We start from the raw sequence: 22559 nt of genomic DNA, 5'->3' as shown, positions 1-22559 counted from the left end.
TCAGCTCCCTCCCTGCTTCGGTGGCATGCACCCTCCGTCGGCCGGGGGTGTGCCCGCCGGCAGGTACTTCTTCGGGACGACGCCGCAGACGTAGTTGTCGAACCAGCGGCCGTTGCCGAGGGTGTTGCCGACGAGGCGGTTGTAGGAACCGGCCAGCGAGAGCACCTTGTCGAGGCTCTTGCGGTTCTTCACCAGCACGGCGGTGACCCGGCCGAGGGAGTCCAGGGTCGGCTTGAGCTGCTTGTCGTTGTCCGCGACGAGTCCGGTGAGCTGGGTCCCGAGGTTCTTCGTGCCGGTGAGGAGCAGGTGGATGGACTCCCGGCGGGCCTGGATCTCGCCGAGGAGCAGGTTCCCGTCCTCCAGGAGCGTCTCGAAGCTGCTCTTCCTGGTCGCGAGGGTCTTCGTGAGCTGCTTGCTGCCCTTGAGGAGGGTGGCGAGCTGGGCGTCCCGCTCGGAGACGGTCCTCGACAGTGCGGACAGCCCGTCGGCGGCGCTGCGCACGTCCGGCGGGGAGTCCTTGAAGGTGTCGGAGATCGTCTCGAAGCTCTCGGCGAGCCGGGCCGTGTCGATCTCGTCGATCGTCTCGCCGAGACCGTTGAAGGCCTGGGTGACGTCGTACGGCGAGGTCGTGCGGCTCGCGGTGATGCGGGAGCCGGGGTCCTGCGGGGCGTCGCCCAGCGGGTCGACCGCGAGGTACTTGTCGCCGAGGAGCGTCTTGATGGCGATCCCCACGGTGGAGGAGTTGCCGATCCAGGCGTCCTCGACCTCGAAGTCGACCTTGACCTTGGCGCCGTCGAGCGAGACTCCGGTGACCTCGCCGACCTTCACCCCGGCGATGCGCACCTCGTCGCCCTCGTCGAGGCCGGCGGACTCGGTGAAGTCGGCGCTGTAGGTGGTGCCGCCGCCGAGGAAGGGCAGTGCGTCGGCACGGTAGGCGGCGAGGCCGAGCAGTGCCAGGACGAGGAGTCCGGCGATGCCGACGGCGACGGGGTTGCGTTCCCGCACGGGCTTGATCCTCATGCCTGGCACCTCGGCTGACGGATCGTGATGCCGGTGGGCGGGGCGCTGCCGTCCTCGGTCGTGACCCCGCTGACCCTCGCTTCGCAGAGGTAGAGGTTGAGCCATGACCCGTACGAGGTGAGGCGGGTGATCGCCTCCATCTTGGCCGGGGTCTTCCGGAGGAAGTTCTCGATCTGGGGTGCGTTCCGGTCCAGTTGGCCGCTGAGGCGTCCGAGCTGGGCGATGTCGCGCTTGAGGGGACCCCGGCCGTCCTGGAGGAGGCCGGCGGTGACGGTGGTCAGCGCCCCCATCGCGGTGACCGCCTCTCCCAGCGGCTTGCGGTCGCCGGAGAAGCCCGTGACGAGCTTCTGCAGGGTGACCACGAGGTCGTTGAAGCCGGCCTCCCGGTCGTTGACGGTCTTCAGGACCGTGTTGAGGTTCTCGATCACCTCGCCGATCACCTTGTCCTTGGCCGCGACGGTGCCGGTCAGCGATCCGACGTGGGAGAGGATGCTGTCGACGGTGCCGCCCTCGCCCTGGAGGACCTGCACGATCGATCCGGCGAGCTGGTTGACGTCCGGTGGCGACAGGCCCTCGAAGAGCGGCTGGAAGCCGTTGAACAGCTGGGTGAGGTCGAGCGCGGGCGTGGTGCGGGAGAGCGGGATGGTCGCGCCCGCTCCGAAGCTCTCGCCGACGGGCCCGGCGCCCTGGTCGAGGTCGATGTAGCGCTGGCCGACCATGTTGAGGTACTTGATCGACGCCGTGACCGAGGCGGGCAGGTGGCGCCCCCTGCGTACGGCGAATCCGACCTCGGCCAGCCGCTTGTCGGCGACCCTGATGGACTCGACCTGCCCGACCTTGACGCCGGCGATCCGGACGCTGTCGCCGACGACGAGTCCGGTGGCGTCGGTGAACCTCGCCTTGTACGAGGTGGTGTCGCCGACGCCCGTGTTGGCGATGGACAGCCCGAGGACGGTGGTGGCCAGGACGGTCACCACGACGAAGACGAGGGACTTCACGAGGGGGCCCGCGAGGGAGCGGCGCTTCACTTGAGCTTCACCTCCGCACCGCGGAAGGCCGGACCGATGAGCACGCCGCTCCAGTCGGGCAGGTCCTGCGGCTGGACTTTCAGTGAGGGGGCGACGAGTTCGTTGACGAGCCGGCTCTCCTGCGGGGAGTTGGGCATGCCGAGCGCGGTGGTGTCCGTCCCGGTGTCGCCGGCGGCGGTGGCGGTGCTGTCCGGGGCGGACGCGGTCCGGGCGTCGGCGGTCGGCACGGCCCTGCCGGTGTAGGGGACGGAGTAGCAGTGCGGGCCGCCGGTCGCGCCGTAGACGGGGGTGTCCCGGCCGGCCACGTACCTGCCCTTGGACTCGACGGGTCTGAGCGTGACGTGCAGGCCCGGCTCGTCGGTGCCCTTGCCCAGCGCCTTGTCCATGGCGGGGACGAACCCGGCCATGGTCCGCAAGGTGCACGGGAAGGCGTCGGAGTACTCCCCGAGGAGTTCCAGGGTCGGCCTGCCCGAGGCGGAGAGCCGGATCAGGTTGTCCTTGTTCCTGCGGAGGAAGGTGGTCACGTCCTGCGCCGACGCCGTGGTGGAGCCGTACAGGTCCGCGAGTTCCGCCTGCTGCTCGGCGATGGTGCCGCTGGTGGTGGTGAAGTCGGTGAGCGCGTCCAGGACGTCCGGGGCGGCGTCGGCGTACAGCGTGCTCACCTTCACCAGCTCCTTGATGTCCGCGTTCAGCGTGGGGAGCTGGGGGTTGAACTCCTTGAGGTGCGCGTCGAGGGTGACGAGCGTGTCGCCGAGCTTCTCGCCCCGCCCTTCGAGCGCCTGCGACACGGCGTTGAGGGTGGCGGCCAGCTTCTCGGGCTTGACCGCGGTCAGCATCGGCAGGACGTTGTCGAGTACCTCTTCGAGCTCGATGGCGTTGCTGGAACGGTCCTGCGGGATCACCGCCCCGGCCTTCAGCGGCTGCGCCGACGGGACCGCCGGGGGGACGAGCGCGACGAACCGCTCGCCGAAGAGGGTGGTGGGCAGCATCTGGGCGGTGACGTCGGCGGGTATCCGGCCGAGCCTGCCGGGCTCGATGGCGAGGGTGAGGCGCGCGCCGTCCCCGTCGGCCGCGATGTGGCGCACCTCGCCGATCACGACACCGCGCAGCTTCACGTCGGCGTTGTCGTGCATCTCGTTGCCGACGCTGCCGGTGCGTACGGTCACGGTGGCGTCGTCCGTGAAGTCCTTCTCGTACACCGAGACCGACACCCAGACGAGTACGGCGGGCACGAGCACGAAGGCCACGCCCGCGAGTCTGCGGCGCACCGTCTGCGCCGTGGAGGTACGCATCAGCCGGCCACCTTCACCGTTGTCGTCGCACCCCAGATGGCGAGCGAGAGGAAGAAGTCGGTGACGCTGATGAGCACGATGGCGTTGCGCACCGACCTGCCCACCGCGACACCCACGCCGGCCGGTCCGCCGGTGGCGTGGAAGCCGTAGTAGCAGTGGGCGAGGATCACCAGCACGCTGAAGATCAGCACCTTGAGGACCGACAGCAGGACGTCGTCCGGGGAGAGGAACAGGTTGAAGTAGTGGTCGTAGGTGCCCGCGGACTGTCCGTTGAACAGGACCGTGATGGAGCGGGAGGCCAGGTAGGAGGAGAGCAGGCCGATCGCGTACAGCGGGATGATCGCGACGACTCCCGCGATGATCCGCGTGGTGACGAGGTAGGGCATGGAGCGCACGCCCATCGCTTCGAGGGCGTCGACCTCCTCGTTGATCCGCATCGCGCCGAGCTGCGCGGTGAAACCCGCGCCGACGGTGGCGGAGAGGGCGAGGCCCGCCACCAGCGGGGCGATCTCGCGGGTGTTGAAGTAGGCGGAGATGAACCCGGTGAAGGCGGACGTGCCGATCTGGTCGAGGGCGGCGTATCCCTGGAGTCCGACGACCGAGCCGGTCGCGAGGGTCATCGCGATCATCACGCCGATGGTTCCGCCGATGACACCGAGCCCGCCGCTGCCGAAGGCGACCTCGGCGAGGAGCCGTTGCACCTCCTTGAGGTAGCGGCGCAGGGTCCGGGGGATCCACAGGAGCGCCTTGACGTAGAAGGTGAGCTGGTCACCCGAGCGGTCCAGCCAGCCGAGCACCGACATCGGTCAGCCTCCCTTCGGGGGGACGATCTGGAGGTAGACCGCCGTGAGGATCATGTTCACGAGGAACAGGAGCATGAAGGTGATGACGACGGACTGGTTGACCGCGTCGCCGACGCCCTTGGGTCCGCCGCGCGGGTTCAGTCCCCGGTAGGCGGCCACGATGCCCGCAATGAAGCCGAAGATCAGGGCCTTGATCTCGCCGACGTAGAGGTCGGGGAGCTGGGCCAGGGCGGAGAAGCTGGCGAGGTACGCGCCGGGGGTCCCGTCCTGCATGATCACGTTGAAGAAGTAGCCCCCGAGTGTCCCGACCACGGACACCAGGCCGTTGAGCAGGACAGCGACCAGCATGGTGGCCAGGACGCGGGGGACGACGAGGCGCTGGACGGGCGAGACGCCCATGACCTCCATCGCGTCGAGCTCCTCCCGGATCTTGCGGGAGCCGAGGTCGGCGCAGATCGCGGAGCCGGCGGCCCCGGCGATGAGGAGCGCCACGATCAGCGGGCTGGCCTGCTGGATCACCGCGAGGACGCTGGCTCCCCCGGTGAAGGACTGGGCCCCGAGCTGCTCGGTGAGCGAGCCGACCTGGAGGGCGATCACCGCGCCGAACGGGATGGAGACGAGGGCCGCCGGGAGGATGGTGACGCTGGCGACGAACCAGAACTGCTCGATGAACTCCCGCACCTGGAAGGGCCGGCGGAAGACCGCGCGGGCGACCGCGAGGGCGAGGGCGAAGAGCCCGCCGGTCTGGCGCAGCGGGGCGAGGAGCCGCGAGGGCTCCCGCCGCGCGGGGGCCGCCCCGGCCTTCCCGGTGCCGGGGTCCGGCGGCCGCAGGGGCAGCGGTGCCGTCATCGGCGCCCACCGTCCAAGGCCGGTGAGTAGCTGTTGAGGATCGCCGTACGGGCGGCCTCGGGCAGCGTGCCCAGCATGGAGTGCACCCGCTCCCGGCGGCGCAGCGCCCCCTGCCGCACGGGCATGCCCGGCGAGGGTTCCAGCTGCGGGACGACGGTGCGCGGCGCCGGGTGGGCGTGGCCGTCGGTCCGTTCCGCCGCGAGGGTGGCCGCGTCCTTCTCCTCGGACATCCCGATGGGCCCCTCCCGTCGCCCGGAGAGGAACTGGGAGACCACGGGCGTGTCACTGGTGAGCAGGACCTCGCGCGGCCCGAAGGTGACGAGGTTGCGGCAGAAGAGCATGCCCATGTTGTCCGGGACGGTGGCCGCGATGTCGAGGTTGTGGGTGACGATGAGCATCGTCGCGTCGATCTGGGCGTTGAGGTCGATGAGCAGCTGCGAGAGGTAGGCGGTGCGCACCGGGTCGAGCCCCGAGTCCGGTTCGTCGCAGAGGATGATCTGCGGGTCGAGGACGAGTGCGCGGGCCAGGCCGGCCCGCTTGCGCATCCCGCCGGATATCTCGCCGGGCAGTTTTCCCTCGGCGCCGAGCAGGCCGACGACGTCGATCCGTTCCATGACGATGCGCCGGATCTCGGACTCCTTCTTGCGGGTGTGTTCACGCAAGGGGAAGGCGATGTTGTCGAAGAGCGACATCGAGCCGAAGAGGGCACCGTCCTGGAACATCAGGCCGAAGAGCTTGCGGGTCTCCATGATCTCCCGCTCGGGACTGTTGACCATGTCGACGCCGTTGATGAGGACGCGGCCCTTTTCCGGCTTCAGCAGTCCGATGATGGATTTCAGGAACACGGTCTTCCCGGTACCGGAGGGACCGAGCATGACGCTCACCTCACCGGCCGGCAGCGTGAGGCTGACGTCCTGCCAGATGTTCTGCTTGCCGAAGGACTTCGTCAGGCCTTCGACGACTACTTCGATTCCCATCGGCCCTCCCTCGATGTGGTGGTGAACGGCGTCATCTGTCAGCGCTCCGGCTCCGGTACGTGCAACGGACGGCTTGTCACACATGCACCAGGGGGCGCACGTTAGGTCCGTCGAAACCGCCAGGACAAGCAGTGGAACAGCGGAAATCGCCGGACTTCGATCTTCGGGCGGACCACTTGTCACCGGATGACAAATCCCCGTCGCGGGTTTGTCGTCATCTGCGCAAGCACTCCGTTCCCACCGGGGCACCACGGTCCGGGGCCGGAGCCGCGGGACCCCGGCGACGGGAGCGTTCCCGGCCCCGGTGTGGGAGGTCCGGGGCCGGAGGAACTCCCGGTGGAATCCCGGCTCAAAAGGGGTGCGACCAGGACTCCACGTATGTCGGGCGAGCGATTGCGGACCCCTTTCCGAGCCGCTCATGCCGGACGCTACGGGTCAGTAACCTCGGTCCGCAATAGCGGTTCACGAACTTTCTCCGAGGCAATGGAAGGGCCTTGTTTTCTTGTTCCCGGATGAGTAATCGGGGAGCGAAACCTATCCATAAGTGAGGCATTCGAGGCGGGGCCGCGCGGCGGCGAAAGGCAGCACCTGCGCACGGAAGCCCGCCCCGACCAGGGTTCCTTCGGTCGGGGCGGGCCCGGTGGACGCCGTGCCGGCACGCACCAAGTGACAAGGCGCGGCGCGTGCCTCCCTCTCGGCCTACTTCACCGCGGAGTGCCAGTTCTGCGCGAACTCCTTGCCGGCGTTCGGCACCGACAGCCCCGGCGCCGTGAGGCCGATGGTGGAGGTCCTGGCGTCGTTCAGGACCAGGTTGTTCGACCCTGCCCCGGCGGGCAGGCCGACCTTCAGGTCGATCGCCCAGCTGAGGATCCCGCCGAGGCCGCAGCCACTGGCCTTCGGCACGGCGAACTGGCTGTCGCCCTGCGCGGCCCCGGACAGGCCGATCTGGATGAGAGAGCCCTCGTCCGGGTTGTCCGAGCCGTCACCGTTGTGCCTGGTGGCCGCCAGGCTGGGCGCACTGAGGTTCCCGGGGCGCAGGATCACCGGGCTGCCGCTGCTCCCGATGTAGCAGTTGGAGCCGAGCAGCGGGTTCTCCAACTTGATCTTGACGGGCAGCTTGACGATGGGCCCGGAGGATATTCCGGCGACCAGGCTGAATTCGGTCGGCGTGCCCGCGGACTCGACCGTGGCCGTCACCTTGTTCAGGGTGGCGTTGGTGATCTGCCCGCACACGGCGGAGATCACGGGGACGTTGCTGGGGCACATGATGCCGAGCAGCCCGCCGGGGATGGTGGTCTTGCCGCTGACGATGGAGCCGGCGGGCGGCGGGACGACGGTGTAGGTCCCCTCGGCCGGGTGCTGGATCACCCCGAACTGCAGGTTGGTGGAACCCGTCGTGGCCGTGGTGTTGCCCAGCTTGATCGTCCCGTTGGGCGAGGTGGACGTCACACAGAGGGGGATGTCCGTGTCGCCGTCCGTCGCGAGCATGGCCGGGGCGTCCACGGGACACCGGTCGAACGGGGCCCAGGCACCGTTGAGCTGCGCCGCCGCCGCGGCGGCACCGGCGGGCGTCGCGCTCAGCGGCATGACCAGCGCGGCGGACGCGGCGACGGCGCCGGCGGCCTTGATCCAGGTCTTCGAGGCAGGTCTCATCGTTCCCTCAATTCGGTAGCGGCTCGGGGGATTGCTGTGCGCGGTGCGGTTCTCGGGGCGGTTCCGGGGCTCAGCGAGCCGCCGTGGGGATGTCCGTCGGCCGGAAGTCGGGCGTACAGAACGTCGGATCCGCGCTGACGGCCGCACAGGGGGCACCCTGCGTCTGCTTGACGTATCCGGGTACCCCGGACAGGGAGGCGGTGAAGAGGCTGTCCAGATCCTCGTGGGCCCCGCACCCGCTGAAGGGAGGCAGGGTGACCGACCCGGTCAACTCGCCTCCGGTGGCCAGGGTGTAGCCGACCTGGACGCCGTCCTTCAGCGTCATGCGCCCTTCCAGCCTGAGCGTGAAGGGCTTGCTCGTCCGGCAGTTGTCGCCTACGTCGAGGGGCACCCCGTTCACCTCGACGTCGCGGAGCCTGAGCATCAGCTGGAGAGTCACGACCGTGAGGGCCTTGGTGGAACCCTCGGCGAGGTTGATCGCCAGATCGGACTTGATATTCGCCTCACGGGTGCCGTCGGGGTTGGCCGCCGGGGGGATCTGCGTCATCTCCAGGGTCGCGGTGGTCGGCATGAAGCCGAAGGTCAGAAAGGTCCCGGACGAGGGAGGAAGCTGCGGCTTCCCCTCGTACTCCAGGTCGACGGTCGAATCCTGCAAGATGTGGAGGAACTCACCGTCGGGCACGAGCTGGCTGAGCCCCTGGGTGATCCGGGCGCAGGCGACCGGGAATCTGGTCGCGCCGTCGAGTTTCGTCACATTGGCGTATCCGGTGACGTACGCGACCATGCCGAGCTCGGCGCTCGGGTCACCCACACAGGGAGGCACGCCGTCGGCGGCGGACGGCTTCGCAGCGGTACCGACCTCCGGCCGGCCGTCCACGGCTCCCGCGTCCCGCTCGTCGGCGGGCCAGGTCTCCGTCGGCCCGGGCTCCGGCTCGCCCTCTCCGCCCTCGTCGCCGCCCGCGACGGGGATCTTCGCCAGGGCCGCGTCCCGGCCCGGATCCAGCACACACTCCAGCACGATGCTTTCGGGGTCGGCCGGTGTCCCGTCCGCCTTCCTCAGCCCGAGCTCCACCGTCAGGGCCCCGGCGTCGAGCGCCAACTCGCCCTCTGCCGTGGGCTGTACGTAGGGCACCCTCCCCGTGGTGCTCAGTTTCGGGCCGCCCGCCCCGGGGACCGTGACAGGTTCGGGAGTCGAGCCCAGCCATTCGGCCCCGGCCCGGCGGTCGTCCTGCGAGACGGCGACGGACAGCCGTGTCGCGGCCGTGAGCGTCGCCGCCCCGGCATCGGGGACCCCGGCGAGGACGGTCTCCGGCAGTCTCACGTCCAGCGTCACGCCCTCGGGCTGCAACCGGTCGCCGGGGCGCGCCGAATCCGTGACCTCGGCGGTCACACCCACCTCGACCGGGTGCTGCTCGCCTCCTGGAGCGGCACACGTGTAGGCCAGCTCCGCGTCGATCCTCTGCGTGCCTGATGCCGCCTGCGCACCGGGGATCATCCCGCCCAGCAGTACCGCGGTGGCGACTGCCGCACCACGCGCCGTGCGTCTCCGGGTTCCCGCCATACGACTGCCCCTCATCGACGATGCCCCTCGGGGGCGGCCTGACGCGGATCGCACGGCGGGCGGGCCCGCCGTGCGATCCCTGATCACCCGTTACCGGCTGGAGGCCGGATCAGGGGGTGTAGACGATGGTCGGCTTGGTGGTGCCGCCGCTCGGCGTCACAGCGTTGTAGCTGGCGCTGTAGGTCGGGTTGTTGCCCACGGCCGCGATGCCCGCGCAGCCCGCGGTGACGGTCGCGACGGTCAGCTTGTAGGTGGCGTTGTTGCTGACCGCCAGCTTGCCCGTGGAGTTGGTGTAGGTGGCGGCGGCGTTGCCCGTCACGGTGAAGGTGCAGGTGAGCACCTTGAGCGTGGCCTTGATGCCGCTGATGTATCCGCTGGTGACGCCGGCACTGTAGGTGTTGGCGTTCAGCTTCCACGGGGTGGACGTGTCGGCGGTCGGGGTCACCGGGCCGAACGGGCTGGTGCAGCCGCTCCAGGTCAGCGGAGCGATGGTGCCGACCTGCACGTTGGTCGTGCCGGCGGCCGATGCCAGGTTGCCCTGGGCCGCGGACGACGTACACGTCATGGGGATGCCGTTGAGGGTGAGGGTGACGGTGCCGGCGGTAGCCGAGAACGTCTCCGGGGAGCTGGGACCGACGGTCCAGGTCGGGGCCGAGACGCCGGCGGTCGCGGTGGTGGCTCCGAGGGCGACAGCGGCGGTGGCGGCGCCGACCGCTACCGAGATCTTCCTGAGGGAGTTGCGCACAGTGATTTCCTCCGATTCGAACAATGCGGGTGCACTGCTGCGGGGACAGCACCCGAATTCCTGCAAAGGCGCAGGGAGTGCCGCGATGAACCGAGTTGCGTGGGGGGCCGTGCTGCGCTTTCAGCCACACACGTTCTGTGACAGGGCGTGACGTTACTTGCGGGAAACTTGGAACACAATGCCGTCGGTCAAGATTGGTGCCGCGAGTTTGTTTCCTCGTCCGCACGTCACTAATTCGCCCGGAGCACTTGTCACTTGGTGCGCAGAATTCGGGGAGGAAGGCCACCGGACCGGGATCTTCGCGGTCCGCGGCACCGGGGGCGGGCACCGCTTCGGCCGTCTCCCCGGAGAGCCGGCCGGGTAGGAGCGCCGGGGCCCGGAGTTCCGTGGCGGCCGGCTTCGGAGGTCGTTTACGCGCCTCGCGAGGAGCATAAGGCCGAAAACATTGTCCGGAAGTGAGCAGGAGCGCCCCACCTGCACCGGAACCCCATAACAGGGCCACGATGTGTGCCCCTTGCACTTCGATCTTGTCCAGGCGGTGTGCCACCCGCCCGACTTGGTCTATCTTCGGCGCCGATGTTGGTATACACCTATCGGTCCGTGGGAGCGCTTTCCCTCCACCGCCTCACCCACACAGGGCACCGATGAGCGAGGGGACGGTCATGCCGAGACTCATCCAGCCGCTGGACACCGGCGACCCGCTGGGTCCCCTCCCCCAGGAGTTCGCCGCGATCATGCGTCCCGAACTCCCCAGCCTGATCAAGGAGATCGGCGTCGAGGTCACCCGGGCCTATCCGGAGTACGCCCGTCTGCTCGGGGGGCCCAACGGGCAGGCCATCCGGGTGGGTGTGGAGCAGAGCCTCGCCGCGTTCGTCGACCTCGTCGCGGAACCGACCTCGGCCACACCGCTGCGCGACGACATCTGCCGCCGGTTCGGCCGTTTCGAGGCCTACGAGGGCCGCACCATGGAGACGCTCCAGGGCGCCTACCGCCTCGGCGCCCGCGTCGCCCTGCGCCGGGCCAAGAAGGTCGGCCGGAAGTACAACTTCTCACCGTCGCTGATGCTGAGCTTCGCGGACGCGCTCTTCGCCTACGTCGACGAGCTGGAGACGCTCTCACGCGAAGGCTTCCTGGAGGTGCAGTCGCGGTCGGGGGAACAGAGCGAGGCCATGCGGCGCCAGCTGCTCCACCTCGTCCTGGCGGGCCGGCCGGTGCCCCGCAGCGCCATCGCCGAGCTGTGCGAGCAGACCGGGTGGGCACTGCCCGAACAGGTCACGCTCGTCGCCGTGCGCGCCCCGGCCGGCCTGGACCGGATCAGCGCGGACCACGACGTGCTGATCGATCCGGGCGACCCGCAGCCGCACCTCCTCATCCCCGGTGCCGTCGACGAGGACCGCAGGCAGATGCTCGAACGCACGATCCCGAACGGGGGCGCGGCGATCGGGCTGACGGTGCCGACCGCCTCGGCGGCCGACTCGATCCGCTGGGCCCGACGGGTTCTGGAACTGGTCGACGCGGGTGTCATCGAGGGCACCCCCTTCGTGCGCTGCGAGGACCACCTCATCACGCTCTGGCTCCTGTCCGACCCGGCCCTCCTGGACCAGCTCGCCGAGCGCGAACTGGCCGCGGTCTCCTCGATCAGCACCACTCGGCGCGAGCGGCTGATCGAGACGCTCCGGATCTGGCTCGACACCCGCGGCACAGCTGCCCAGATGGGCGAGCTGCTGGACGTGCACCCGCAGACGGTCCGCTACCGGATGCGCAGCCTGGAGGCCATCTTCGGCGGGCAACTGACGGATCCCGAGAGCCGGTTCGCCACGGAGGCCGTGCTGCGGGCACTGCAGTTACGGGCGCGCGGCAGCCAGAACCTCAACTGATGGTGCATCACACGTCACGCACGGCGTCAACTTACCTCCAAGTAATGCGAAATAGACGGTCAGTCCCAAACGGTTGCGACACGGAGACGTTCTCAACGAGAAACCAGGAACTGCGTCCCGTACATATGGAGGAGCGGTGGCCCACAGGTCACCGCGCGGCACCGCCTCCTGGCCGACCACCCGAGAGGGAACCCCCCATGACCGCCTCGCACCTCCTCGTCCCCGTGCCGATCCCGGACCGGGTCGCCGCGCTCATCGGGGCCTGCACCCCGCCGCACATCCTGCAGGCGGAGTTCGACGCCGACTGCGCCGCGCGCGAGGTCCGCAGGTTCCGGGGGCCGAGGCTGGGCATCGAGGACCAGGCCGACCGGGAACAGGCACTGTCCGAACTCGCGTGGGCCAACAAGGTGCTGTCGGCCCATGACCCGCTCCTCGCGGTTCGTCAGGGCGGCCCTTGGTGACGCTTGCGAAGACCCTGCGGCACCCTTACCTTACTCTGAAGTAAGTTTACTCCGGAGTAAGGATTTGGCGTGCCCGACCACAGCAAGGGCGACCTCACCGGCGAACTGTCCGGGCTCGACTTCGCCGCGGTCTCCCCCGGGGAGTTCGCACGGATCGTCAAGGGCCTGTCCACGAAGGAGCTCGGCGAGGTGATGCGCGGCGACCTGCGCACCCGCGTGCTGAGCGAGGTCTTCGGCCGGATGCGGCAGCAGTTCCGCCCCGAGGCGGCCGGCCCGCTGGAGGCACTGATCCGCTGGAGGATCACGGGCGAGAGCGACGAGGTCTACGAGACCACCATCGCCGACGGCGTCTGCACGGTCGGCGCGGGCCGCTCCGCGGCCGAGCCCCGGACGACCCTGGTGATGGCCGACGCCGACTTCCTCCGGCTCGTCTCCGGGAACGGCAACCCCGTGACGATGTTCATGATGCGCAGGCTGAAGATAGCCGGCGACGTCGGCCTGGCCTCCGGCCTCACCCGCTACTTCGACATCCCGAAGGCCTGAGCGCCCATGAGCTACTTCTCCCTCGCCCTCACCGAGGAACAGCAGGACCTGCGCGACTGGGTGCACGGATTCGCCGCCGAGGTGGTGCGCCCCGCGGCGGCCGAATGGGACGCCAGGGAGGAGACGCCGTGGCCCGTGATCCAGGAGGCGGCCCGGATCGGGCTGTACGGATTCGAGTCGCTGGCCGACATGTACGGCGACCCCAGCGGGCTCTCCCTCCAGGTAGCCAACGAGGAACTGTTCTGGGGCGACGCCGGCATCGGCATGGCGCTCTTCGGCACCTCGCTCGCGGTGGCCGGGATCTTCGCCTCGGGCACGCCCGACCAGCTCGCCGAGTGGGTCCCGCAGTGCTACGGCGACGCGGACGACCCGAAGGTGGCCGCCTTCTGCGTGTCGGAACCGCAGGCGGGGTCCGACGTCTCGGCGATGGCCACCAGGGCTCGCTACGACGAGGCCGCCGACGCATGGGTGCTCTCGGGCCAGAAGGCGTGGATCACCAACGGCGGCATCGCCGAGGTGCACGTGGTGGTGGCCTCGGTCGACCCGTCCCTGGGCGCGCGCGGACAGGCCGCGTTCATCGTGCCGCCCGGCACCCGCGGCCTCGAAGCGGGCCGCACCGTGAAGAAGCTCGGACTGCGTGCCTCCCACACGGCCGACCTCTTCCTCGACGACGTACGCGTGCCGGGGCACTGCCTGCTGGGCGGGAAGGAGAGGCTGGACGCCCGGCTGGCCCGCGCACGCGAGGGCGGCACCGCCAAGGGGCAGGCCGCCATGGCGACCTTCGAGGTCAGCCGCCCCACCGTGGGCGCGCAGGCCCTGGGCATCGCCCGCGCCGCGTACGAGTACGCGCTGGAGTACGCCGGGCAGCGCGAGGCGTTCGGCAGGCCGGTCATCGAGAACCAGTCGATCGCGTTCGCCCTCGCCGACATCCGGACCGAGATCGAGGCCGTACGGCTGCTCATCTGGCAGGCCGCCTGGATGGCCCGCAACGACCGCGCCTTCGACGCGGGACAGGGCTCGATGTCCAAGCTGCGCGCGGGTGAGCTGGCGGTGTCGGCGACGGAGAAGGCCGTCCAGATCCTGGGCGGCGCCGGCTACAGCAGGGAGCATCCGGTGGAGCGGATGTACCGCGACGCCAAGATCTACACCATCTTCGAGGGCACCAGCGAGATCCAGCGCCTGGTCATCGCCCGCGCGATCTCGGGGCGCCAGATCCGCTGAGGGGGCGGGGCCGGCCGCTGCGGGGCGACATCCACCGTATCTCGGGGCGCCGCCCCCTCAGGTGGCCACCGGGTCGAACCGTACGGGGAGCGAGGCCGGCCCCCGGGTGAAGACGCCCTGCTCGACCGGGCTGAAGCCGTCGGCCAGGCGGAGACCGGGCATCGCGTCGAGCAGCTGGTTCACTCCGGTCTCGACCTCGGCCCTCGCCAGCAGCGCCCCCACGCAGAAGTGCCGGCCGAGCGCGAACGCCAGGTGGTCGGCCGCCGCCGAGAAGGCGGTGGTGCCGGTCAGGTCCTCGCGGAACAGGTCGAAACGGTCCGGGTCCTCGTAGCGGGCCTCGTCCCGGTTGGCCGAGCCGATGAGGCAGGTGACGGTGGCACCGGCCGGGACGGTGCCACCGGACAGCTCCACCTCGTTCGCCGTCTGCCGCATGATCATGTGCACCGGCGGGGTGTGGCGCAGAGTCTCCGCGAAGGCCCGGTCGATCAGGGACCGGTCCCGCTGCACGGCGACGAGCTGTTCGGGGTGGGCCAGGAGGTTGGCGAAGAGCGAGGCGATGGCCTTGTCGGTCGTCTCCCCGCCGGCTGCGAGCAGGAGGCTGCAGAACGCCTTGATGTCCTCGTCGCTCATCCGGACGCCGTCGACCTCGGCGGCACAGAGCGCGGAGAGCAGGTCGTCGCCCGGTTCCTCCCTGCGCCGCCGGATGACCGGGATCATGTACTCGGCGAACTCCCGCCGGGTGCGCTCCCCGGCAGCCGCCACCGCGGGATCTCCCGCGAGGTTGCCCAGGAAGGCGATGACCGTGGTGTACCAGCCGTGGAAACGCTGGTGGTCCGCCCGGTCCAGGCCGAGCATGTCGGCGATGACGAGGACCGGGAACCGGGTCGCGAAGTCCTCGACGAGATCGGCCTCCCCGGTGTGCCGGAAGCCGTCGATGAGCTCGCGGGCGTTGCGTTCGATGACCGGCAGGAACTTCTCCTGGAGGTCGGCGCCGCGGAAGGCCGGAGCGACCAGGGCCCGCCGTACGGCGTGTTCCCGGCCGCTGAGCTGGAGGATCGTACGTCCGTGGACCGGCTCCAGCTGCCAGTCGTAGTTCTCGGTCGTGAACTCCTGCGCCCTGTCCTTGAAGACGCGCTCGACGTCCTCGTAGCGGGAGACGAGGTAACTCCCCGTGGCCTCGTGCAGGATCAGGGGGGCGCTCTCGCGCATCTGCCGGTAGGCCCCGTAGGGATCGGCCGCGAAGGCGGGCGAGAGAATATCGGGCGGTGACGACGCCTGGGACACGAGTGACTCCTGTGGGGCAGAGATCGATGCGCTTCATGGTCGTGAACGGGCAGTGTCAGCAAGCCTATTGACCGACCGCCCGATACCGAACCCCCTGGGAGTACCCGTGAGCACCGCGTCCGGCGGACCCCGTCCCTCCGTCCTGTTCGTCACGGATCTCGCCTACGAGGCGCGCGGCCGGCGGTACTGCGACGAGGACATCCACCTGACCTCCCGCCTGCGCGAGTCCTTCGACATCGCGCTCTGTCACCCCCGGGACGCGGCTGCCCTGCTCGACCGGTTCGACGCGGCCGTCGTCCGCAACAGCGGTCCGGTGCTCCACTACCGCGAGGCGTACGACGCGTTCCGGGCGAGGGCACGCGAGTCGGGCGTACGCGTCTACAACACGCTCGACGGGCGCGGCGACATGGCGGGCAAGCAGTACCTGGTCGACCTGAGCCGTGACGGCTTCCCGGTCATCCCGACCGTGGACCGCGCCGAGGACCTCGGGCTGCTGCCCCGCGCGGAGCAGTACGTCGTCAAGCCGAAGCTCGGCGCGGATTCGGTGGGCCTGCGCTTCACCCGGGGCCCGGAGCTCCCGGCGGACGCCGGGGACGGCCTGCTCGTCCAGCCCCGGATCGACTTCCGCTACGAGGTGTCCTTCTACTTCGTGGACCACGACTTCCAGTACGCCCTGCACGCACCGCACCCGGAGCGGCGGTGGGTGCTGGAGCCGTACGCGGCCGGGGCGGCGGACCTGGACTTCGCCCGCCGCTTCGTGCGGTGGAACACCCTCACGCACGGCATCCAGCGGGTGGACGCCTGCCGGACGGCCGACGGCGAGCTGCTGCTCGTCGAGCTGGAGGACCTCAATCCGTACCTGTCCCTCGACCGGGTCACCGACGAGGTGCGCGAGTCGTTCGTCGCCCGGATGACGGCGTCCCTGAGGGACCTGCTCGGCTGACCCTTCCGGCCCGTGCCCGCATGCGTGGGCCGGGGGCGGGTGTGAGGGTGCGAGGGTGACCACTGCCAGCGAGAGGGCCCCCGCCGCGCAGAGTGCCGCAGCGCCGCCCGTTCTCGATCCCGGGCGCCGCAACATCGTCTTCGCCACGATCGTCCTCGGTATCCTGCTCGCCGCTCTGGACCAGACGATCGTCGGGACGGCCCTCCCGACGATCGTCTCGGACCTCGGCGGCGGGGACCACGTGTCGTGGGTCGTGACGGCCTATCTGCTGGCGGAGACGGTGTCGACGGTGCTGGTCGGCAAGTTCGGTGACCTCTTCGGCCGGAAGTTGATCTTCCAGATCTCGGCGGTCGTCTTCATCACCGGCTCGTTCCTCTGCGGTCTGGCGCCGGACATGCTGATGCTGATCATCTGGCGCGGCCTGCAGGGGATTGGCGCGGGCGGGCTGATGGTGACGTCGATGGCGCTGATCGCCGACGTGATCCCGCTGCGCGAGCGGGGCAAGTACCAGGGGGCGATCGGCGCGGTCTTCGGCATCGCCACCGTGGTCGGTCCCCTGCTCGGCGGACTGTTCACCGACCACCTGACCTGGCGCTGGGCGTTCTACGTCAACGTGCCGATCGCGATCGTGGTGGTCATCGCGGCCGCCCGCACCATCCCGTCCGTGCGTGCGGTGGGACGGCCGGTCATCGACTACCTGGGCATCGCGCTGGTCGCGGCCGGAGCCGGCGCGCTGATCCTGGCCACCAGCTGGGGCGGCAACCAGTACGCCTGGGGCTCCCCCGTCGTCATCGCCCTGTTCGCCGGCGGTCTCGTCTCCCTGGCGCTGTTCTGCGTCGTCGAGACCCGGGCGAAGGAGCCGATGCTGCCGATGCGGCTGTTCCGAAACCCGGTGTTCGCGGTCTGCTCCATCCTGAGCTTCGTCGTGGGCTTCGCCATGCTCGGCGCGATGATCTACCTGCCGACCTACCTGCAGTACGTCGACGGGGACTCGGCCACGCTCTCCGGCGTGCGTACCCTGCCGCTGGTCGTGGGCCTCCTGGCCGCCTCGGTCTTCAGCGGCAACGTCGTGAGCAGGACGGGCCACTACCGGCTGTTCCCCGTCATGGGTTCCCTCGTCATGGCCGCGGGGCTGTACCTGCTCTCCCGGATGGGCCCGGGCAGCGGGGTCTGGCTGGAGTCCCTGTACATGCTCGTGCTCGGCGTCGGCATCGGCCTGTCGATGCAGGTGCTGACCATCGCCGTGCAGAACACGGTCGACTACACGGACCTGGGGACGGCCACGTCGGGTGTGACCTTCTTCCGCACCCTGGGCAGTTCCTTCGGCACGGCCGTCTTCGGCACGATCTACGCCAACGCGCTGGGACCGAACCTGGCGCAGGGCGTCGCGCAGGCCACGCGGGCGGGCGGCGATCCGGCGACGCTCGCCCGGGTCGCGGAGAACCCCAGGGCCGTGCACGCCCTTCCGGCCGCACAGACCGCGCCCCTGGCCCAGGCCTACGCGGACACCCTGCACACCGTCTTCCTGTGGACGGTGCCGGTGGCGCTGCTGGGGTTCGTCGTCTCGCTGTTCCTGAAACAGGTGAAGCTGCGCGACAGCGCACGGGCGGGCTCGACCGACATGGGTGACGGCTTCGCCCAGCCGGGCCCGGGGGACGCGGCGAGCCTGTTGCAGTCGTCCGTCGCCAGGATCCTGCACCGGGCGGGCCCCGACACCGCCCGGCGGATCGTGGACGAGTCCGACACCCGGCTCGACATGGCGGGTGCCTGGGCGGTGATGCAGGTCGACTTCTTCACCCGCATGGTGGGCCACGCGGGACTGGGACTCATCGCCACCCGGCACCGGATTCCGCCGGAGGTCCTGGTGCCGGTGTTCGACCGCATGATCGAGGAGGGCTACCTCACCGGGGACGGCCGGCTCTTCACCCATACGGCGGCGGGACGGCGGGAGGCGGCGACACTGTCCGCGACCTGGGGACGCTGGCTGAACCAGCGCCTCGCCGAGGACGGTGCGCAGCCCGGGGACCGGGAGCTGCGGGCCGCGGTCGACGTGATCGGCAAGAGGCTCCTCGCAGAGGACCTGGCGCAGGAGCTGGGGCCCTCGACGGCCCACGTGTCGGCCCCCGTCTGAGCGTCCGGCGTGCCGTGACGCCGGTGCGGGGGGGGGCGGTCTCAGTCGACGAAGACGGCCGTCGCGTAGACCCAGGCACCGTCGTGCCGCACGAAGCGGCTCTTCTCGTGGAGGGCGTCGGGGCGTCCGCCGTCGGAGTAGTGCGCCCGGAACGTCACCGTGCCGGTCGTGTGGAACGCGCTCCCCTCCGTGGTCTCCAGGATGTCCAGGCCCGTCCAGCGCATCGCCGGGTCGAAGTCGACGGACGGCGGGCGCGTCTCCGGGTGCCAGGTGCGCAGGAGGTAGCCGGCGTCCCGGACGACGAAGGCCGCGTACCGGGAGCGCATCAGCGCCTCGCAGGTCGGGGCGGCCGCCGTCCCCGCGTGCAGCCTGCCGCAGCAGTCCCCGTACGTGGCCGGAAGGCCGCACGGGCACGGGGACTGCGGGGTGATCCGGCCGGGGCCCGCTCCGGCGGGGGCGGTTCCGCGCGGGCGGGAGGTGCGTCGTGACATGGGTCCATTGTGGCCTGCTCTCCCCCGGTCCCGGAGGCGGACGCCGGCGGGAGTGCCCGCACCGGCCGGCGCGGCCGTGCGTCAGGTGAGCAGGAAGTCGGCCTGGCCGGCCTTGGCACCCTGGATGAAGGCGGCGATCTCGCCGTTGGAGTAGATGAGGGCGGGGCCGTCCGGGTCGGCGGACTGCCGCACGGCGACCCTGCCGTCCGCGAGCTTCATGGCCTCGATGCAGTTGCCGCCGTTCCCACCGCTCCACGGCTTGTACCAGCCTTCGGTGCCGAGGTCGGCGGCCGGCATGCCGTTGTATATGTGGTTCATCACAGCTCCTTGCGGAAGTCCCTGAGGATTTCCTTCGTGCGTTGTGCAGTCGCGGCCTGGGCCGCCATGCGGTCCATGACCTCGAGGTAGGAAGCCACCTCGGGGCGCGCGTCGAAGTAGACGGCGCCGGTCAGGTACTCGCTGTAGACCATGTCGGGCAGTTCCGGGACCGCGAACCGGAAGAGGACGAACGGCCCGTAGGTGCCGGGGTGGTGACCGGTCGCGAACTCCGCGATCTGCAGGGTCACGTGGGGCAGGTCCGTCGCTTCGAGCAGCCGGTCGATCTGGGCCCGCATCACGTCGGGACCGCCGGCGGGGCGGCGCAGGACGGTCTCGTCCATCACCACCCACAGCTTCGGCGCCTCCGGCGCGGTCAGCAGGGACTGCCGCTGCATGCGCAGCGCCACGTGGCGCTCGATGTCCTCCGGCCGGGCCTGGCCGACCGCTCCGGTGCGCAGGACGGAGCGGGCGTAGTCCTCCGTCTGCAACAGGCCGGGGACGAAGTGGGGTTCGTACGTGCGCAGGAGGCTCGCCGCGCCCTCCAGGCTGACGTACATGCTGAACCAGTCGGGCAGCACGTCGTGGTAGCGCTGCCACCAGCCGGGCTTGTTGGCCTCCTCCGCGAGCTCGACGAACGCGTCGGCCTCGTCGTCGGCGATCCCGTAGGCCTTGAGCAGGAGTTGGACGTACGGGATCTTCAGACCGACCTCGGCCGTCTCCATCCTGCGTATGGTTCCCGGGGCGACGCGGAGCACCTTCGCAGCCTGGTCGCGGCTCAGGCCGACACGCTCCCGCAGGTCCTGCAGTCGCTTGCCCAGTACCACCTGGCCCACGGTCGGGGCGGACCGCGGTTCGCTCACTTCAGACCTCCCGATGCACTGTGTGTCAGCAGTGTGCCATGCACGTGCGCCCCAAGGACACAGTCACTCTGGAAATTTCAGAGTGCCTCTTGCCAAGTGTTCATGTCAGAGGGAGAGTTGGGCAGTGAACCAGTTCGCGTGGTCGTTCCCGCCCTTTTCCGGGGTGGCGCGAAGCGTGACACAGCCCCCACTGTGAGGAATCGGTCGTGGCACCTGGCAGTGCGCTCATCCCCCGGCTCATGGACCTCAGCCCCGGGACGGAGGCGCTCCGTTACTGCTTCGCCCTTCCCGCGCACCCCGAATCGGTCGCTGGTGCGCGACGCCTGACGCGGACGCGGCTCGCCGAGTGGCGGCTGACGGGTGACGCGTACGACGCGGCGGTCCTGATCGTCTCGGAGCTGGTCACCAACGCCGTCGTGCACACGGCGAGCGCACGGGTCGTCTGCGAGCTCCGCTGCCGCGAGGGACGGTTGCGCATCGCCGTGCAGGACCAGGGGCACCTGCCGGGCGGGCCGCGGCTGTCGCTCACGGCGGACGGCGAACACGGCCGCGGACTGCTGCTCGTCGACTCCATGGCGCTCGCCTGGGGCTCCCACGACGCCGGGGACGACTCCGGCCGGATCGTGTGGGCGGAGCTCCCGGACGGCACGGAGCCGGCATGCTGAAGCATGCACTGTCCCAGCTGCTCGGCGCGCGACGGACCCGGTCCGGCGACGAGGACGACGCCACGGGCCGGGTGCGGCTTCCGCTGCCGCCCGCGCTGTCGGCGAGCCTCGGCTGCGACGCGGTGGGGGTACCCGCGCGGTACGGCTTCCGGCTGATGTCGCATCTGCCGCGCGCGGGCTGCGTGTTCGCCGACGCGGACCAGTGGTGGTGGATCGTGCCGTCCGGCTCCGATCTCGATCTCGACTGGCCCGAGCAGGCGTCGTACGCCGCCGGGGCCTACGTGCCCGCCGGACGGCCCCGGCTGATCCACGCACCGGACAGCCGCACCCCCTACACTCCGCCGATCCCGCTGTTCCTGATGGTGTGCCAGGTCACCGGCGTGGCACCGTCCTGGGACCCGTCCGGCGGGCCCAGGGCGCTCTCCGCACCCTGACCGCGGGGCAGGGAGACCCTCACGGCCGGTCGAGGTAGGCGAGGCCGGGATGGACCCGGGTGTAGCCCTCGACCAGGCGCCGCGCGACGGAGACGGAGTCCACCAGCGGATGCAGGGCGAAGGCCCGCACGGCCGCCTCCCGCGAACCGCTGTCCGCCGCGTCGAGCACCGCCCGCTCCACCGCCTTCACCGCGGTGACCAGCCCGACCGCATGGTACGGAAGGGGGTCGACGGCGACCGGGTGGGCCCCGTTGGCGTCGACCAGGCAGGGCACCTCGATGACCGCGTCCGCGTCCAGCACGGAGAGGGTGCCGCGATTGCGGACGTTCAGGATCAGCGTGGCCCGTTCGTCCCGGGCGACGGCGCGCATCAGGGCCAGGGCCACCTGCTCGTAGCCGCCCGATCCCAGGTCGCTCTCCTCACGCTCCCCGGCCCCCGCCACCTCCCGGTTCTCCGACATGTAGGTGGCTTCACGCTCGGCACGCGTACGGTCCCAGGTGGCCAGGGCGGGGGCCTCCGGGTCCTTCATGCGGGCGTAGAACCCCTCCTGCTGCTCGCGCAGGAAGGCGCCGCGGGTCTGCTCGGCCTCCCGGTAGGCGCGGACGGCCTCCCGGTTGAAGTAGTAGTAGTGCAGGTACTCGTTGGGGACGGCGCCCAGCGAGCGCAGCCAGTCCGGACCGAAGAGCCGGCCCTCCTCGAACGATCCCAGCAGCGCCGGATCGCCCAGCAGGCGCGGGAGTTCGTCCCGGCCTCCGACGCGGAGCCCTCGGACCCAGCCGAGGTGGTTGAGCCCGACGTAGTCGATCCAGGCCCGATCCGGGTCCGCGCCCAGGACCCGCGCGATCCTGCGGCCGAGCCCCACCGGGGAGTCGCAGATGCCGATGACCCGGTCGCCCAGGTGGCGGGACATGGCCTCGGTGACCAGGCCGGCCGGATTGGTGAAGTTGATGACCCAGGCGTCGGGGGCGAGCCGGGCGATGCGGCGGGCGAGCGCGGTGGCCACGGGAACCGTGCGCAGACCGAAGGCGATGCCGCCGGCCCCGACGGTCTCCTGGCCGAGGACGCCCTCGTCGAGTGCCACGCGTTCGTCGGCCGCGCGGCCTTCGAGGCCGCCCACCCGGATGGCCGAGAAGACGAAGTCGGCGCCGCGCAGCGCCTCGTCGAGGTCGTCGGTGACGACCGTCCCGGGTGCGTCGGGGACACCGGCCGCCTGTTCGCGGAGCACCCGGGCGACGGCGGCGAGCCGGCCCGCGTCCGTGTCGTACAGGGTCACCCGGGAGACGCGGCCCTCGGCGTGGTCCCCGAGCAGCGCCCCGTACACGAGTGGCACGCGGAACCCGCCGCCGCCAAGAATTGTCAGCTTCACGCTGCTCGATGGTACGGGGCGGGGGGACCGGCGCCCC

The 22559-nt window shown here is 70.4% G+C and carries 22 protein-coding genes; 8 read left to right on the top strand and 14 right to left on the bottom strand.

Features of this window, described 5'->3' with window-relative positions; genetic code table 11:
• The 9 genes from OHT61_RS27710 to OHT61_RS27670 form a co-directional block, all read right to left on the bottom strand.
• Positions 1 to 1020 (bottom strand): MCE family protein, encoded by a 1020-nt coding sequence (locus tag OHT61_RS27710; RefSeq protein WP_329041961.1) that lies wholly within the window; start codon positions 1018 to 1020, stop codon positions 1 to 3.
• Positions 1017 to 2048: an MCE family protein gene (locus tag OHT61_RS27705; RefSeq protein WP_329041960.1), complete on the bottom strand. Its 1032-nt coding sequence runs from the start codon at positions 2046 to 2048 to the stop codon at positions 1017 to 1019. The genes OHT61_RS27710 and OHT61_RS27705 overlap by 4 nt, the downstream gene beginning before the upstream one ends.
• Positions 2045 to 3340: an MCE family protein gene (locus OHT61_RS27700; RefSeq protein WP_329041959.1), complete on the bottom strand. Its 1296-nt coding sequence runs from the start codon at positions 3338 to 3340 to the stop codon at positions 2045 to 2047. Before OHT61_RS27700 ends, OHT61_RS27705 begins: the two co-directional genes overlap by 4 nt.
• A complete protein-coding gene (locus OHT61_RS27695) occupies positions 3340 to 4143 on the bottom strand; it encodes an MlaE family ABC transporter permease (protein WP_329041957.1) in 804 nt (267 codons plus the stop codon). Before OHT61_RS27695 ends, OHT61_RS27700 begins: the two co-directional genes overlap by 1 nt.
• A 3-nt stretch (positions 4144 to 4146) precedes the next feature.
• The gene (locus tag OHT61_RS27690; protein WP_329041955.1) at positions 4147 to 4992 is read right to left on the bottom strand and encodes an MlaE family ABC transporter permease; all 846 of its coding nucleotides are present in this window, start codon (positions 4990 to 4992) and stop codon (positions 4147 to 4149) included.
• Complete coding sequence (locus OHT61_RS27685) at positions 4989 to 5969, bottom strand: ABC transporter ATP-binding protein (protein WP_329041954.1); 981 nt, start codon at positions 5967 to 5969, stop codon at positions 4989 to 4991. The genes OHT61_RS27690 and OHT61_RS27685 overlap by 4 nt, the downstream gene beginning before the upstream one ends.
• Before the next feature lie 699 nt (positions 5970 to 6668).
• Positions 6669 to 7622, bottom strand: coding sequence for a hypothetical protein (locus OHT61_RS27680; RefSeq protein WP_329041953.1), 954 nt, complete (start codon positions 7620 to 7622; stop codon positions 6669 to 6671).
• A 70-nt stretch (positions 7623 to 7692) separates the two neighbouring features.
• Positions 7693 to 9183: a DUF6801 domain-containing protein gene (locus OHT61_RS27675; protein WP_329041952.1), complete on the bottom strand. Its 1491-nt coding sequence runs from the start codon at positions 9181 to 9183 to the stop codon at positions 7693 to 7695.
• A gap of 109 nt (positions 9184 to 9292) precedes the next feature.
• Complete coding sequence (locus OHT61_RS27670; RefSeq protein ID WP_329041951.1) at positions 9293 to 9928, bottom strand: hypothetical protein; 636 nt, start codon at positions 9926 to 9928, stop codon at positions 9293 to 9295.
• 662 nt (positions 9929 to 10590) lie between these two features.
• On the opposite strand from OHT61_RS27670, the gene OHT61_RS27665 reads away from it, so the two are divergent.
• The 4 genes from OHT61_RS27665 (at position 10591) to OHT61_RS27650 (ending at position 14030) form a co-directional block, all read left to right on the top strand.
• Positions 10591 to 11805: a helix-turn-helix domain-containing protein gene (locus OHT61_RS27665; RefSeq protein WP_329041950.1), complete on the top strand. Its 1215-nt coding sequence runs from the start codon at positions 10591 to 10593 to the stop codon at positions 11803 to 11805.
• A 197-nt stretch (positions 11806 to 12002) separates the two neighbouring features.
• The gene (locus OHT61_RS27660) at positions 12003 to 12266 is read left to right on the top strand and encodes a hypothetical protein (RefSeq protein WP_329041949.1); all 264 of its coding nucleotides are present in this window, start codon (positions 12003 to 12005) and stop codon (positions 12264 to 12266) included.
• A gap of 69 nt (positions 12267 to 12335) precedes the next feature.
• A complete protein-coding gene (locus OHT61_RS27655; protein WP_329041948.1) occupies positions 12336 to 12809 on the top strand; it encodes an SCP2 sterol-binding domain-containing protein in 474 nt (157 codons plus the stop codon).
• 6 nt (positions 12810 to 12815) lie between these two features.
• Positions 12816 to 14030 (top strand): acyl-CoA dehydrogenase family protein, encoded by a 1215-nt coding sequence (locus OHT61_RS27650; RefSeq protein ID WP_329041947.1) that lies wholly within the window; start codon positions 12816 to 12818, stop codon positions 14028 to 14030.
• Between the two features lie 57 nt (positions 14031 to 14087).
• Here the strand turns inward: OHT61_RS27650 and OHT61_RS27645 are convergent, their stop codons facing one another.
• Positions 14088 to 15314, bottom strand: a complete 1227-nt coding sequence (locus OHT61_RS27645; protein ID WP_329041946.1) for a cytochrome P450 — start codon at positions 15312 to 15314, stop codon at positions 14088 to 14090.
• A 106-nt stretch (positions 15315 to 15420) separates the two neighbouring features.
• On the opposite strand from OHT61_RS27645, the gene OHT61_RS27640 reads away from it, so the two are divergent.
• Positions 15421 to 16257, top strand: coding sequence for a hypothetical protein (locus tag OHT61_RS27640; RefSeq protein ID WP_329041945.1), 837 nt, complete (start codon positions 15421 to 15423; stop codon positions 16255 to 16257).
• A gap of 55 nt (positions 16258 to 16312) precedes the next feature.
• Complete coding sequence (locus tag OHT61_RS27635; RefSeq protein ID WP_329041943.1) at positions 16313 to 18388, top strand: MDR family MFS transporter; 2076 nt, start codon at positions 16313 to 16315, stop codon at positions 18386 to 18388.
• A gap of 41 nt (positions 18389 to 18429) precedes the next feature.
• On the opposite strand, the gene OHT61_RS27630 is transcribed toward OHT61_RS27635, so the two are convergent.
• The 3 genes from OHT61_RS27630 to OHT61_RS27620 form a co-directional block, all read right to left on the bottom strand.
• Positions 18430 to 18879: a YchJ family protein gene (locus tag OHT61_RS27630; protein ID WP_329041941.1), complete on the bottom strand. Its 450-nt coding sequence runs from the start codon at positions 18877 to 18879 to the stop codon at positions 18430 to 18432.
• Positions 18880 to 18960: 81 nt separating this feature from the next.
• Entirely contained in the window at positions 18961 to 19197 is a 237-nt protein-coding gene (locus tag OHT61_RS27625; protein WP_014049581.1) for a DUF397 domain-containing protein, read from the bottom strand.
• Positions 19197 to 20057 (bottom strand): helix-turn-helix domain-containing protein, encoded by an 861-nt coding sequence (locus OHT61_RS27620; protein WP_329041937.1) that lies wholly within the window; start codon positions 20055 to 20057, stop codon positions 19197 to 19199. The genes OHT61_RS27625 and OHT61_RS27620 overlap by 1 nt, the downstream gene beginning before the upstream one ends.
• A 206-nt stretch (positions 20058 to 20263) precedes the next feature.
• Between OHT61_RS27620 and OHT61_RS27615 the strand changes: the two genes are divergently transcribed.
• Entirely contained in the window at positions 20264 to 20722 is a 459-nt protein-coding gene (locus OHT61_RS27615; RefSeq protein WP_329041936.1) for an ATP-binding protein, read from the top strand.
• Positions 20716 to 21156 carry a hypothetical protein gene (locus OHT61_RS27610; protein WP_329041935.1) on the top strand — a complete coding sequence of 147 codons (441 nt, stop codon included), beginning with the start codon at positions 20716 to 20718 and terminating at the stop codon, positions 21154 to 21156. Before OHT61_RS27615 ends, OHT61_RS27610 begins: the two co-directional genes overlap by 7 nt.
• A gap of 19 nt (positions 21157 to 21175) precedes the next feature.
• On the opposite strand, the gene OHT61_RS27605 is transcribed toward OHT61_RS27610, so the two are convergent.
• Positions 21176 to 22522: a 6-phospho-beta-glucosidase gene (locus OHT61_RS27605; RefSeq protein ID WP_329041934.1), complete on the bottom strand. Its 1347-nt coding sequence runs from the start codon at positions 22520 to 22522 to the stop codon at positions 21176 to 21178.
• Positions 22523 to 22559 lie beyond the last annotated feature (37 nt).

Origin of the sequence: Streptomyces sp. NBC_00178 (genome assembly GCF_036206005.1) — a bacterium.
In the GTDB taxonomy this organism is placed as follows: domain Bacteria; phylum Actinomycetota; class Actinomycetes; order Streptomycetales; family Streptomycetaceae; genus Streptomyces.
Note: the sequence above shows the minus strand (reverse complement) of the source record. Positions and strands in the feature narration are given on the sequence as shown.

Coding starts and splice junctions, on each gene's coding strand:
- OHT61_RS27680 (WP_329041953.1), bottom strand. CDS start 7,622: ATGAGACCTGCCTCGAAGACCTGGATCAAGGCCGCCGGCGCCGTCGCC.
- OHT61_RS27700 (WP_329041959.1), bottom strand. CDS start 3,340: ATGCGTACCTCCACGGCGCAGACGGTGCGCCGCAGACTCGCGGGCGTG.
- OHT61_RS27710 (WP_329041961.1), bottom strand. CDS start 1,020: ATGAGGATCAAGCCCGTGCGGGAACGCAACCCCGTCGCCGTCGGCATC.
- OHT61_RS27675 (WP_329041952.1), bottom strand. CDS start 9,183: ATGGCGGGAACCCGGAGACGCACGGCGCGTGGTGCGGCAGTCGCCACC.
- OHT61_RS27610 (WP_329041935.1), top strand. CDS start 20,716: ATGCTGAAGCATGCACTGTCCCAGCTGCTCGGCGCGCGACGGACCCGG.
- OHT61_RS27660 (WP_329041949.1), top strand. CDS start 12,003: ATGACCGCCTCGCACCTCCTCGTCCCCGTGCCGATCCCGGACCGGGTC.
- OHT61_RS27625 (WP_014049581.1), bottom strand. CDS start 19,197: ATGAACCACATATACAACGGCATGCCGGCCGCCGACCTCGGCACCGAA.
- OHT61_RS27630 (WP_329041941.1), bottom strand. CDS start 18,879: ATGTCACGACGCACCTCCCGCCCGCGCGGAACCGCCCCCGCCGGAGCG.
- OHT61_RS27685 (WP_329041954.1), bottom strand. CDS start 5,969: ATGGGAATCGAAGTAGTCGTCGAAGGCCTGACGAAGTCCTTCGGCAAG.
- OHT61_RS27690 (WP_329041955.1), bottom strand. CDS start 4,992: ATGACGGCACCGCTGCCCCTGCGGCCGCCGGACCCCGGCACCGGGAAG.
- OHT61_RS27650 (WP_329041947.1), top strand. CDS start 12,816: ATGAGCTACTTCTCCCTCGCCCTCACCGAGGAACAGCAGGACCTGCGC.
- OHT61_RS27665 (WP_329041950.1), top strand. CDS start 10,591: ATGCCGAGACTCATCCAGCCGCTGGACACCGGCGACCCGCTGGGTCCC.
- OHT61_RS27695 (WP_329041957.1), bottom strand. CDS start 4,143: ATGTCGGTGCTCGGCTGGCTGGACCGCTCGGGTGACCAGCTCACCTTC.